Genomic DNA, 12,573 nt, shown 5'->3' with positions numbered 1-12,573 from the left:
GGCAGGTGATATGTCACCTCGCAGTACATTAGAATGAGTCTAAAAAATGCCTCTCAGTTTCTTCCGCCTCGGACGACGCGATTTCAGCACGCTTTCCGAACAGGAGATCCTCGCCCTCGCGATCTCCTCGGAAGAGGACGACAGCCGTATCTATCGTTCCTATGCGGACGGGCTGCGGGAGCAGTTTCCCGACAGCGCGAAGATCTTCGACGGCATGGCGGATGAAGAAGACGGCCACCGCCGCGCGCTGATCGAAATGCATCAGGCGCGCTTCGGGGACCGCATTCCTCTCATACGCCGCGAACATGTGCGCGGCTTTTATGACCGCAAGCCGGACTGGCTCGTCCGTCCGCTGGGCATCGACAAGGTTCGCGATCAGGCCGCCGAGATGGAAAGGCAGGCGGAACGCTTCTATGAAGCGGCGCTGACGCGAACAAGCGACGCTGCGACGCGCAAGCTGCTCGGAGACCTGGCCAATGCCGAGCGGCAGCACGAAAGCCGCGCGGAAGCGCTAAGCGCCGAATATGCTCCCGGCACGGTTCGCGAAAACGAGGCACAGGCGGAGCGGCGCCAGTTCATCCTGACGATCGTCCAGCCGGGGCTCGCCGGGTTGATGGACGGCTCGGTCTCCACCCTCGCGCCGATCTTTGCCGCCGCTTTTGCCACTCAGGACACGTGGCAGACCTTTTTGGTCGGTCTTTCAGCATCAATAGGCGCGGGCATTTCGATGGGCTTCACGGAGGCCGTTCACGATGACGGCAAATTGTCGGGCCGCGGTTCGCCGATCAAGCGCGGGCTGGCGTCCGGTATCATGACGGCAGTCGGCGGGCTGGGCCACGCCCTGCCCTATCTCATCTCGGACTTCTGGACGGCAACCACCGTCGCCGTCTGCGTCGTTTTCGTCGAATTGTGGGCAATCACCTTCATTCAGAACCGCTATATGGAAACACCTTTCCTGCGCGCCGCATTGCAGGTGATGCTGGGCGGCATGCTGGTGTTCGCAGCAGGCATACTTATCGGCAATGCGTGAGCGCTATCGCGGCGTCTTCACAAGGCTGAGATAGGTCGGGTCGAACTCTGAAAACTGCGCCAGCCTCGCAAAATCCTTGATCGTGACCTTCGCACCGTCCCAGTTCACGAAGCCCTTGCCGCGCAACTGCTGGATCGTGCGGTTCACATGCACGACGGAGAGCCCGAGCATGTCGGCCATTTCGGCCTGCGTGACAGGGAATTCGAAGGTCATGTCCTGGCACTGGCCGACCACTTCAAGCCGGAGGTAAAGCTCGCAGAACAGATTGGCGATGTGTTGTTCGGGAGATTTGCGGCCAATGCAGGTCAGCCAGGATCGGTGGATTGCCGCATCGATCACGGTCGACATCCAGAACAGGCGCGAAAGATGCGGCTGCTCCTCGGTGATCCGAATAAGCTGCTCATGCGGGACGAATGCCACCTCGCATTCGCCAAGCGCGACCACGCTGTGGTCCATGAACCTGAGCAACAAGGCGTGCAGGTCGACGAAATCGCCCGGCACGTGCACCGCGGTCAGTTGGCGCGAGCCGTTCTTGAGATAGACGGCTCTCGCGGCCAGCCCCTTGATGACAATGCAGCTTTCCTTCGGCTTGGTGTGTGCCTCCACCATTTCCTCATTGCGGTGGAAGGAATGGCGGCGATGCGGCAGCCCTTCGAGAATCTGGCGTTCGCTCTCGCTCAGCGAATCGCGCGCTGCGAAGAATGCAATTAGTGGTTGCAAGCTATGCTCGTTCATTTCCGCTCCAGCCCGACATAGTTCCATGCCGAACGACCTCGTCGATTTCTTTTCACAATGAATGCAGATCACTGGCAAGCACAAATGAGAGCGGCGCCCAAAGGCGCCGCCTGCATTGTTCAAAGAAGCTGTGGTGACCGCCTTACGTCAGTTGAATTTGGCGACGGAAAGGAACTCGACGGCCTTGCCGGTGAAGCGGTTTGGCGAGCCTGGATTCGAAACGGCCTGGAACCCGGCGGTGTAGACTTCGATGGGCGAGGTGCGGACAATGTTCTGCGCAAAGGACGGACCGCTGGTCTTACCCTTCGCCTTCTTCACATAGTCCTGGTCCAGCGCCCAGCGCGCCGATTGGGGCATGGCGGCCACCACGACCGGCTTGGCGGCAGGCTTGGCCACGCTTGCCGACGTCACGCGACCTGATTTGGTGGTCGTCTTGACGGGCTGCACATCCGCGACGACAGGCGCAGCCTCCACCGCAACGCGCTGCTGCTTGCGGGCCGGCTCGGGGATGGACGCGACGCGAATTTCAGTGTTGTTACTGATGGAGCCGTCTGTACCCGGGCGACGCTCGGGCAGATTCTCAGCAACCGGCGCGGCGTCAGCCGCCGCGAGATTTTCCACAACCGGATTCGGGCGCGTGGTCGGCAATGGGGCATAGCCGGCAAGCTGCGGGCTGGCGCTGGCAAGCGCAAGCAACGCGGACGGATCGTCAGTCTCAGGCGCTTCCTTGTAGTCGGGTCGCCACGCGGGAATCGGAACGGACCCGTTCGACATGGCGAGCGCCCCGGTATCATCCACAGGCAAAGCCGTTCCCTGATCTTCCATCATCGCCGCAACCTGTCTGGCGTCGGCCGCAGGACCGACATTGACATCCGGGCGCGGCGCAAAGGCCGGGGTCGGAACCCTGCGATTCGGAAGTGCGGCAAGAATCGTCTCCGGCGAGTCCGCGACCTCCGGCTGGACCTGTTCCGGTGCGGCGCCGGGCTGGGCGCGCATATCCGCGGGAGCCGCGAGTTCAGGCGGAAGAATGGTAATCTCGGGCTGGCGTTCGACGGGCGCCGCCTGCGTCGGGGCGCTGGCCACGGTGGCCTTCGGCGTCACCCGGACCGGCGCATCGGATTCGCCATTGTCCTCTTCTTCGTCCGCTCCGCCGCCAAACCAAGCAGCCAGCAGGCCGCCGGAGCGCTTCTTGCTGGTTGAAGTGCTGGTGCTTGTAATGCTCGCGACGGCTAAGTCGCCATTGGACACGCGTTGCTTATACGCGGCCATGGCCTGTTCGTAGCCCGGCAGCGGCTTGCCGTCGCTTGGCACGTGCAACGTCTTCCCGTTCGGGAAAACGGAGGCAAGCTCGGAACGGCTGATACCCGGCCAGTGGCGCACATTGCCCACGTCAAAATGCACGAATGGCGAACCCGATGTCGGATAATAACCGACGCCGCCCGCCTGCATGCGCAGGCCGATGTTGCGCAAATTCTTGAGCTTCACGTCGGGCAGGTAGAAATCCATGGCCTTGCCGAGCATGTGCTGGCTTTTCTTCGCCACGCCACGGCTGCGGCTGCGCAACATCGCGTTGGTCGCGGGCGAGCGATAGGCGGAAACCACGTGGATATAGGCCCGGGAACCGGACTGGCGGTAAGCTTCCCAAACGACGTCCAGCAGGCGGGGATCGATCTTGGTCGGCTCGTTGCGACGCCAGTCGCGGAGAAAAACGTTGATCTTGCGCAGGCCGGCGGCGTCGAAGCGTCCATTGCGCTTGAAGACGATCTCGGACTTCTCACCGGTATGGACGAAGTAGAGCTTCAGGGAACGGGTCTCGGCATTCGCCGCCGTGGCTGCACCGAGAAAGGCCCCCAACAGGCAGGTGGCCGCTGCAATCCATGCCGGCCAGGCGAAACGCGATTGCCGGCGGTCGGTCTTTGAAACATTCGTCAAATCGATAGGCCCTGTACGCTCAGCGTGCTATCCCCGCGTAAAACCCGGGTGCGAAAATCCCACCCGGACTATCAATGCTAATGGTTAACCATCACTTAGAAAAGCATCCCCTCATCCTTGCCCACTGCGTTTTGTCGATCAATTGCGGTAACACAATGGCAAGAATCGGGCGGAACTGGCTTTCAACCGGCGCGAGAAAAGTCGGTTAAATCATCGTAAACAATGAGATGGCGGCAATTTGGAGCGGAATCTTGAGATTCCGACCGGATTCGTCTCGTTTCGGTGCTCAGCCCGCCTGCCGGGTGGGTACGGGCATGTCGGGATCGATCCCGTATTCCTTCATCTTGCGGTAGAGCGTCGAGCGTCCGATTCCGAGCCTGCGTGCGACTTCGCTCATTTGCCCGCCATAGTGGGCGATGGCGAATTCGATCATTTCCTGCTCGACGTCCGTCAATGCGCGGACATTGCCCTTGTCGTCCAGCGCATTGAGCAGTCCGGCCTGCGGCTCGGCGGGTTCAGGCGGCGGGACGGTGTCCACAGCAGCCGCAGACGCGTGAATTGGCACCTCGCGCTGCGTCGGCGCAACGAAAACCACGCCCTCGACCTGTGCCTTGATCTGCGGAAATTCGTCGACCGTCAGCGCATCGCCTTCGCACAGGACGGATGCCCGGAAAACGGCGTTTTCAAGCTGGCGAATGTTCCCCGGCCAGTCATAGGCCTGAAGCATCGCCAGCGCCTGCGGGGTTATCGATCGCACATGGCTGCCTGTCTCGCGCCCGATCCGGCCTATGAAATGGCGAACGAGGTGCGGAATGTCCTCGCGCCGGTCGCGCAAGGGGGGCACCATGATCGGGAACACGTTGAGGCGGTAGAACAGGTCCTCACGGAACCTGCCGAGCTTGACCTGCTCGATCAGGTCGCGGTGGGTTGCCGAAATCAGGCGGATGTCCACCTTGATCGTCGCTCGTCCGCCGACCGGATCGACCTCACCCTGCTGGACGGCGCGCAGCAGCTTGACCTGCACGTCGAGCGGCAGGTCGCCGATCTCGTCGAGGAACAAGGTGCCGGTGTGAGCCTCGACGAACTTGCCGATATGCTTGTCGCTGGCGCCCGTGAACGACCCTTTTTCGTGGCCAAACAGGATGCTCTCGACCAGATTGTCCGGAATCGCTCCGCAATTGACGGTGACGAAAGGCTTGCTGCGGCGATCTCCCGATCCCTGGATGACACGGGCGATCATTTCCTTGCCGACGCCCGATTCCCCTTCGATGAGCACCGGAATGTTGGAACCGGCGGCCTTGCGCGCAAGACCGACCACCCGCTCCATCGCCGGACCCTCGGTAATGAGGTCTTTGATCGTCAGCGTCGTGCTGCGCTTTTCGCCGCGCTTGCCGCCGCTGTAGGATTCGACCTTGAGCGCATCCGTGATCGCCTTGTTCAGGCGGTCCGGAGAAGCCGGCTTGACGACGAAATCGAAAGCGCCTTCGCGCATTGCCGAGACGACGGTTTCGATGCCGCCCTGCGCCGTCTGCACGATGACCGGCGTTTCGATGCCCCGCTCGCGCATGGTCCGAAGCACGGACAATCCATCCATGCCCGGCATGACCAGATCGAGAATGACGACCGCGATATCGCCTGCGCCGAGGCCATCCAGCGCCTTGAGTCCGGCTTCGCCGCTGTCCGCGACGCGCGCCGTGTGGCCGAAGCGCGTGACGGCTGCCTCAAGCAGTCGTCGCTGGACGGGATCGTCATCGATGATGAGTATGTTGGAGGCCATATTCAGGAAGGCTTTTCAAAGTCACTCTGGATCAATGTGGCACAGGGTTCTAAACAAGGCTTCAACACCTTATGTCAAATCTGCGTTCCACGCAGTGTGGCCAGCGGGATAACAAGAATGAACGTCATGGACAAAATCTCAACCACCCGTTCTGCAACGGCGGACAGCGGCGGGCAGGCGCTGGGCAGGCTGCCGGAATGGAATCTCGCCGACCTCTATCCTTCAATCGATTCCCCGCAGCTTGGCGAGGACTTGGCGCGTGCCGCGAAGCTTTCGGCGGAGTTCGAGCAGCGCTGGCGCGGGACGCTGGAAGCCGAGGCCCGCAAGCGCGCCGACGGAGGGCTTGGCCTCGCAGTGCGGCAGTTCGAGGAAATCGAGGAACTGATGGGCCGCATTGGTTCCTTCGCGGGGCTGGTCTATGCTGGCGACACGTCGGACCCGAAGCGGGTGAAGCTCTATGGCGACGTGCAGGAAAAGCTGACCGACGCCGGCACCCACCTGATCTTCTTCGGGCTGGAGCTGAACAACATCCCGGACAATTTGATCGACGCCGCGCTGGAGGCCGATCCCGCCTTCGGCCACTACAGGCCGTGGATCGAGGATCTGCGCAAGGACAAGCCACACCAGCTCGAGGATCGCGTGGAGCAACTCTTCCACGAAAAGTCGGTGACCGGGCGCGGCGCATGGAACCGGCTTTTCGACGAAACGATCACCGACCTGCGCTTCGAGGTCGATGGGGAAAAGCTGCCGATCGAGCCGACACTGAACAAGCTCCAGGACATGAACCCCGAGGTGCGGCGCAGGGCGGCGGAGGCGCTCGCGGCAACCTTCAGCCAGCATCTGCGCACCTTCACGCTGATAACCAACACGCTGGCAAAGGACCTCGACATTTCCAATCGCTGGCGTTCCTTCGAGGACATCGCGGATTTCCGCCACCTTTCAAATCGTGTCGAGCCGGGCGTGGTCGACGCGCTGGCCAAGGCGGTGCAGGACGCCTATCCGCGGATTTCGCACCGCTACTACAGGATGAAGGCGCGGTGGCTCGGAATGGACCAGATGAACCACTGGGACCGCAACGCGCCGCTGCCGAAAACACCGCAGGCCACGATCCCGTGGGACGATGCGCGTGCCACAGTGCTGACCGCCTATGGCAGCTTCTCACCCGAGATGGCCGACATTGCGAAACGGTTTTTCGACCTCAACTGGATCGACGCGCCGGTCCGGGCGGGCAAGGCGCCGGGCGCGTTCGCGCATCCGACCGTTCCGTCAGCGCATCCTTACGTATTGCTGAACTATCTGGGCACGCCGAGGGACGTGATGACGCTCGCCCATGAACTTGGCCACGGCGTGCATCAGGTGCTTGCTGCATCGCAGGGCGCACTGATGGCTTCCACGCCGCTGACGCTTGCGGAAACCGCCTCCGTTTTCGGAGAGATGCTGACCTTCCGTTCGCTTCTAGAAAAGACCACCGACCGCCCCGCCCGCAAGGCCATGCTGGCACAGAAGGTCGAGGACATGATCAACACAGTGGTGCGCCAGATCGCCTTTTACGAGTTTGAGCGGCGCATTCACACCGAACGCCGCAACGGAGAACTGACCGCCGACCAGATCGGCGCGATCTGGCTTGGCGTGCAGAGCGAGAGCCTGGGCGACGCGATCGCCCTGAAGCCGGGCTACGAGACCTTCTGGACCTATATCCCGCACTTCATCCATTCGCCGTTCTACGTGTATGCTTATGCTTTCGGCGACTGCCTGGTGAATTCGCTCTACGCTGTCTACAGCAAGGCCGAACATGGGTTTCAGGAAAAGTACTTCGCGATGCTGCGGGCCGGCGGCAGCAAGCACTATTCGGAGCTGCTGGTCCCGTTCGGGCTGAACGCCAGCGACCCCGGCTTCTGGCAGCGGGGCCTCGCGGTGATCGAAAGCCTTATCGATGAACTTGAAACGCTGGACGACTGACAGCGCGCGCCATCCATGACCCGCATTCCGCTTGCCGAAGCGACGGTGCTTTTCCGTGACGATCCCGCCGGGACCGAGCGCCTGTTCGCGCGGCCCGTGAGGCGCATCGAGGCTCATGCGGAGGAGGATTTCTTTCCCGCGCTCGAAGCGATGGAAAAAGAGCGGGCGAATGGGAAATGGCTCGCCGGCTATATGGCCTATGAAGCCGGCTACTTGCTCGAGCCCAAATTGCGCCCGCTGCTGCCTGCCGGGCGCGATACCCCCCTCTTGTGTTTCGGCGTGTTCGACGCGCCGCAGGACCGCCCCACCGGCATCGAAGCCGTGGCGACCAACGGCCCGATCTATGACGCGCGCGCAAGCTGGAGCTTTGCCGACTATGAACGGCGCTTCGACAGGTTGCACCGGCACCTAAGGCTGGGCGACTGCTATCAGGCCAACCTGACCTTTCCGGTCACGGCGCACTGGAGCGGCACCGCACGGCAGGCGTTCGATGCGCTCACAGCCAGGCAACCAGTCAGCTATGGCGCGCTGGTCGGCCTCGGCGAGCCTGTGATCCTCTCGCGCTCGCCCGAGCTGTTCTTCGAAATCGACACCGACGGATGGATCGAAACGCGCCCGATGAAAGGCACGGCTCCACGCGGCAGGACCAAGACGGAAGATGCGCGGCTAAAGCGCTTCCTGAGGAACGACGAGAAGAACCAGGCCGAAAACAGGATGATCGTGGACCTGTTGCGCAATGATGTCTCGCTCATCAGCGAAGTGGGGACACTGGATGTGCCGGAACTGTTTCGCATCGAAAGCTTTCCGACGGTACACCAGATGGTGAGCCGGGTGCGCGCGAAGCTGCTGCCCGGCCTGACCATCGAGCGGATATTCGCGGCGCTCTTTCCCTGCGGATCGATCACCGGCGCACCGAAGATCCGGGCGATGGAAATTTTGCGAGAACTCGAAACCGCGCCGCGTAGCGCCTATTGCGGCGCGATTGGCTGGATTGCGCCGGACGGGCGGATGCGCTTCAACGTGGCGATCCGCACGATCACGCTCTTTGGCGACGGGCGCGCGGTCTACAATGTCGGAGGCGGAATCGTTTTCGATTCGACGGCGGAAAGCGAGTATGAGGAATGCCTGCTGAAAGCGCGATTCGCGACCGGCACACCCCCGGCTACGAACTGATCGAAACACTCCGCTGGGAGCGCGCAAACGGGTTTCCGCGCGGTGGCCTGCATCTTGAACGGTTGCGCCGATCCGCCGAAGCGCTCGGCTTTGACTGGCGGGATGGCGAGGCGGAGGCAGCGCTTGACCGCGCGGTCGCCGACAGCGGTGCCGACATGCTGAGGGTGCGGCTGACCCTGGACAAGAAGGGCGGCGCGACATGCGCCGTGGCCCCGTTTTCTCCCCTGCCCGCCGATACGATATGGCGCATTGGAATTGCCCGCGCCCGGCTCGTTTCCTCCGACCCGCTGCTGCGCCACAAGACGACGCGACGCGGCGCATATGAGGCGGCGCGCGGCGAGTTTGCGAGCGAGGAAGCAGACGAGGTGCTGCTGCTCAACGAGAAAGGCCAGCTTTGCGAGGGCACCATCACCAGCCTCTTCCTCGACATGGGAGATGGCGGCCCGCTGCTGACGCCATCACTTCAATGCGGGCTTCTGGCAGGCGTGCTGAGGGGCGTACTGATCGGCGAGGGCAAGGCCCGCGAGGCATTGCTGGAGCCTTTGGACCTGTTTGCAGCGCGAGCAACTTACCTTGGAAATTCGCTGAGGGGGTTGATCCGCGCCCGGACGATCTGAACGCCGCCCCTTTATTGTAACATGCCGATGTGGTTAGGGTCATGGCAGCGAAACAAAAATGGAGTGCGGCAGAAAATGGCGAATAAGAAATGGCCCGTTTACGGAGAAATAACAGGCCCGATTGTGATGATCGGCTTCGGTTCCATCGGCCGCGGAACGCTTCCCCTCATAGAACGCCATTTCAAATTCGACAAATCCCGCATGGTGGTCATCGATCCGAACGACCATGACCGCAAGCTGCTGGATGAGCGCGGCATCAGGTTCGTGCAGGAAGCCATCACGAAGAAGAATTACAAGAAGCTGCTCAAACCCCTTTTGACCGAGGGCGGCGGACAGGGCTTCTGCGTCAATCTCTCGGTGGACACGTCCTCGCTCGAACTGATGCGGCTGTGCCGCTCGCTCGGCGTGCTCTATGTCGACACCGTCGTGGAGCCCTGGCTCGGCTTCTATTTCGACGACAAGGCCGACAATGCCGCGCGCACCAATTATGCACTACGCGAAACCGTGCGCGAGGAAATACGCAAGCATCCGGGAGGCACGACCGCGATCTCGTGCTGCGGCGCGAACCCCGGAATGGTGTCGTGGTTCGTCAAGCAGGCGCTGGTCAATCTGGCGAACGACCTTGGACTGGAGTTCACGGAGCCGGCGACCGGCGACCGCGAAGGCTGGGCAAGGCTGATGCAGAAAGCCGGCGTCAAGGGCGTACATATCGCGGAGCGCGACACGCAGCGCGCCACCACGCCGAAGCCGCTCAACGTGTTCTGGAACACATGGTCCGTCGAAGGCTTTATCTCCGAGGGCCTGCAACCGGCGGAACTCGGCTGGGGCACGCACGAAAAATGGATGCCCAAGAACGCCCGCGAACAGAAGCATGGCAGCAAGGCGGCGATCTATCTCGAACAGCCGGGCGCCAATACGCGCGTGCGCACCTGGTGTCCCACGCCCGGCGCGCAATACGGTTTCCTCGTTACCCACAACGAGGCGATTTCGATCTCCGACTTCTTCACCGTCTACAACAAGAAGGGCAACGTCAAATATCGCCCCACCTGTCACTACGCTTATCATCCCTGCAACGACGCCGTGCTGTCCCTGCACGAGATGTTCGGCGCGGCGGGCAAGTCGCAGCCCGTTCATCACGTCCTCGACGAGAACGAGCTGATCGACGGCAGCGACGAACTTGGCGTACTACTCTACGGTCACGACAAGAATGCCTACTGGTATGGCTCGCAGCTTTCGCTGGAGGAGGCGCGCAACCTCGCGCCGTACCAGAACGCCACGGGCATGCAGGTCACATCCGCCGTGCTCGCCGGCATGGTGTGGGCGCTGGAGAACCCCGAGGCGGGAATCGTCGAGGCCGATGAGATGGACTACCGTCGCTGCCTCGAAGTCCAGATGCCCTATCTCGGGCAGGTCACCGGCTACTATACGAAATGGACGCCGCTAGACGACCGCCCCGGCCTGTTCCCGGAAAACATCGACCGAAAAGACCCCTGGCAGTTCCGCAACATATTGGTGCAGTGATGCATCGGGCATAGCCAGCCACGACGCGGAGCGCTTGCATTTTGTGCCTCGTTCACGCAACACAGACATGAGGGACGAAGAGAGGACATGGGCATGACCCTTGCGTCAAAAAGCATTTCGATGAGTATCGCCGCGCTTTCGTTCGCGGCATTGGCGGGCTGCTCCACCGGAGGGGGCGGCAGCCCGACGCGCATGGCGGCGGCAAGCCCGGTGGACGGCGAATGGCTGAGCACGGACGGTGTTGCGGTATCGCGCTTCCAGGGCGGCATTTTCTCCACCACGGCAACCGATACCGGCAACAAGCTGGCGGAAGGCACCTATCGCTTCAGCGAAAACAGGATGATCTCGATTTCCGGCACGTCGCTTATCCGCCAGACACCCATCGCGTTCAATTGCCTGCTGGCCACGCCCCAGCAGTTGAACTGCACCAATGCGACGGGTCAGAATTTCTCGCTGAACCGCCGCCAGCCGACTGCCTGACCCTCGCGCCCGCGAAGTTGGAGCCACGAATGGGCAAACACTTCGACAGCATGGAAATCACGCCGTTCCAGGCGCGTGAGGGCGCGCATTTCGCGGCGCTCCCCGGTTTTCTGGAAGAAGCTTCGAAAAACGCGCCCGGCCTTGCGAGATGGCTTTCAGGCATCGATTTCGAGGCGGTGGACAGCCCCGAAGCGCTGGCCCGGCTGCCGGTCCTGCGCAAGCCGGAACTGATGGAATTCCAGGCCTCGGAACCGCCCTTCGGCGGGTTCGTCAACCCGAAGGCATTGAGCCATGGGCGCGTTTTCATGTCGCCGGGTCCTGTCTGGGAGCCGCAAGGTTTCGGGTCCGACCCGTGGGGCGCGGCGCGCGCCCTGTTCGCGGCGGGCATTCGCTCCGGCGACATCGTGCACAATGCCTTTTCCTACCATATGACGCCGGGCGGCTTTCTCCTTGATGAAGGCGCGCGCGCGCTCGGCTGCCTCGTGTTTCCGGCGGGTGTCGGCAACACCGATACACAGGTCGAGGCGGCCGCCGCGCTCAGGCCGAAAGTCTACACCGGCACGCCCGACTATCTGAAAGTGATGCTCGACAGGGCAGCCGAACTCGGCAAGGACCTTTCCTCTTTCAAGCTAGGGCTGGTGTCGGGCGGCGCGTTGTTTCCGTCGCTACGCGAAGAATATCGCGCGCGCGGCATAGCCTTGTTTCAGTGTTACGCTACCGCCGACCTCGGCATCATCGCCTACGAAACAGCGGCGCCGGATGGCGCGCCCAATCCCGGCATGGTCGTGAACGAGGGCCTGATCGTGGAAATCGTGCGTCCCGGCACCGGCGATCCGGTCGACACGGGCGAAGTGGGCGAAGTGGTCGTGACAAGCTTCAATCCCGCCTATCCGCTTGTGCGGTTCGGCACAGGCGACCTGTCGGCCTTCATCGACGAGCCGTCGCCGTGCGGACGGACCAACCTCCGCATCAAGGGCTGGATGGGCCGGGCCGATCAACGGACGAAGATCAAGGGCATGTTCGTCGACCCGAAGCAGATCGCCGAGGTGGTCAAGCGCCACCCGGCTATCGGCCGCGCACGCCTTGTGGTGCAACGCGCGGGCGAGCAGGACGCCATGACCCTGCTGGTCACAGGCAACCAGCCGATCGAGCCGAAAGAGGTCGAGGCGACGTTGCGCGAAATCACGAAGCTTGGCGGAAAAGTGAGCGTGGTCGATGCCTCCGCCATCCCGAATGACGGCAAGGTGATTGCCGACGAGCGGGACTACGCAGCTTCGTAGCGATTTGGCTTGCAAGCCTTCAGCGGCGGTGAAAACATAGCTCAACCGCGTCACATGCCCGACATGCCC

At 62.3% G+C, this 12,573-nt stretch carries 10 protein-coding genes; 7 read left to right on the top strand and 3 right to left on the bottom strand.

Annotation, left to right across the window (positions count from 1 at the left end):
* Nucleotides 1-46 precede the first annotated feature (46 nt).
* Nucleotides 47-1,030 carry a rubrerythrin family protein gene (locus M9924_11710; protein MCO5065064.1) on the top strand — a complete coding sequence of 328 codons (984 nt, stop codon included), beginning with the start codon at nt 47-49 and terminating at the stop codon, nt 1,028-1,030.
* Nucleotides 1,031-1,033: 3 nt separating this feature from the next.
* Here the strand turns inward: M9924_11710 and M9924_11705 are convergent, their stop codons facing one another.
* The 3 genes from M9924_11705 to M9924_11695 form a co-directional block, all read right to left on the bottom strand.
* A complete protein-coding gene (locus tag M9924_11705) occupies nt 1,034-1,765 on the bottom strand; it encodes a Crp/Fnr family transcriptional regulator (GenBank protein MCO5065063.1) in 732 nt (243 codons plus the stop codon).
* Between the two features lie 147 nt (nt 1,766-1,912).
* On the bottom strand, nt 1,913-3,697 hold the full coding sequence (locus tag M9924_11700; GenBank protein MCO5065062.1) for a DUF882 domain-containing protein: 1,785 nt from the start codon (nt 3,695-3,697) through the stop codon (nt 1,913-1,915).
* A 286-nt stretch (nt 3,698-3,983) separates the two neighbouring features.
* Nucleotides 3,984-5,474, bottom strand: coding sequence for a sigma-54 dependent transcriptional regulator (locus tag M9924_11695; protein ID MCO5065061.1), 1,491 nt, complete (start codon nt 5,472-5,474; stop codon nt 3,984-3,986).
* A gap of 126 nt (nt 5,475-5,600) precedes the next feature.
* On the opposite strand from M9924_11695, the gene M9924_11690 reads away from it, so the two are divergent.
* The 6 genes from M9924_11690 to M9924_11665 all read left to right on the top strand — a co-directional run bounded on the left by M9924_11690 (nt 5,601) and on the right by M9924_11665 (nt 12,504).
* Nucleotides 5,601-7,433 carry a M3 family oligoendopeptidase gene (locus M9924_11690; GenBank protein MCO5065060.1) on the top strand — a complete coding sequence of 611 codons (1,833 nt, stop codon included), beginning with the start codon at nt 5,601-5,603 and terminating at the stop codon, nt 7,431-7,433.
* A 15-nt stretch (nt 7,434-7,448) separates the two neighbouring features.
* A complete protein-coding gene (locus tag M9924_11685) occupies nt 7,449-8,606 on the top strand; it encodes an aminodeoxychorismate synthase component I (GenBank protein MCO5065059.1) in 1,158 nt (385 codons plus the stop codon).
* On the top strand, nt 8,555-9,223 hold the full coding sequence (locus M9924_11680; protein ID MCO5065058.1) for an aminotransferase class IV family protein: 669 nt from the start codon (nt 8,555-8,557) through the stop codon (nt 9,221-9,223). Before M9924_11685 ends, M9924_11680 begins: the two co-directional genes overlap by 52 nt.
* Before the next feature lie 75 nt (nt 9,224-9,298).
* Nucleotides 9,299-10,744 (top strand): homospermidine synthase, encoded by a 1,446-nt coding sequence (locus M9924_11675; protein ID MCO5065057.1) that lies wholly within the window; start codon nt 9,299-9,301, stop codon nt 10,742-10,744.
* 93 nt (nt 10,745-10,837) lie between these two features.
* A complete protein-coding gene (locus M9924_11670) occupies nt 10,838-11,224 on the top strand; it encodes a hypothetical protein (protein MCO5065056.1) in 387 nt (128 codons plus the stop codon).
* Between the two features lie 29 nt (nt 11,225-11,253).
* Nucleotides 11,254-12,504, top strand: coding sequence for an AMP-binding protein (locus M9924_11665; protein ID MCO5065055.1), 1,251 nt, complete (start codon nt 11,254-11,256; stop codon nt 12,502-12,504).
* Nucleotides 12,505-12,573 lie beyond the last annotated feature (69 nt).

This window comes from Rhizobiaceae bacterium (genome assembly GCA_023953835.1).
GTDB lineage: Bacteria > Pseudomonadota > Alphaproteobacteria > Rhizobiales > Rhizobiaceae > Mesorhizobium_G.
The sequence above is the reverse complement of the archived record's forward strand: the minus strand, read 5'-3'. Positions and strand labels throughout refer to the sequence as shown.

Excerpts from the sequence above, each read along its gene's own strand:
- M9924_11690 (MCO5065060.1), top strand. The coding sequence starts at position 5,601 with ATGGACAAAATCTCAACCACCCGTTCTGCAACGGCGGACAGCGGCGGG.
- M9924_11670 (MCO5065056.1), top strand. The coding sequence starts at position 10,838 with ATGACCCTTGCGTCAAAAAGCATTTCGATGAGTATCGCCGCGCTTTCG.
- M9924_11665 (MCO5065055.1), top strand. The coding sequence starts at position 11,254 with ATGGGCAAACACTTCGACAGCATGGAAATCACGCCGTTCCAGGCGCGT.
- M9924_11695 (MCO5065061.1), bottom strand. The coding sequence starts at position 5,474 with ATGGCCTCCAACATACTCATCATCGATGACGATCCCGTCCAGCGACGA.
- M9924_11685 (MCO5065059.1), top strand. The coding sequence starts at position 7,449 with ATGACCCGCATTCCGCTTGCCGAAGCGACGGTGCTTTTCCGTGACGAT.
- M9924_11680 (MCO5065058.1), top strand. The coding sequence starts at position 8,555 with ATGCCTGCTGAAAGCGCGATTCGCGACCGGCACACCCCCGGCTACGAA.
- M9924_11675 (MCO5065057.1), top strand. The coding sequence starts at position 9,299 with ATGGCGAATAAGAAATGGCCCGTTTACGGAGAAATAACAGGCCCGATT.
- M9924_11705 (MCO5065063.1), bottom strand. The coding sequence starts at position 1,765 with ATGAACGAGCATAGCTTGCAACCACTAATTGCATTCTTCGCAGCGCGC.
- M9924_11710 (MCO5065064.1), top strand. The coding sequence starts at position 47 with ATGCCTCTCAGTTTCTTCCGCCTCGGACGACGCGATTTCAGCACGCTT.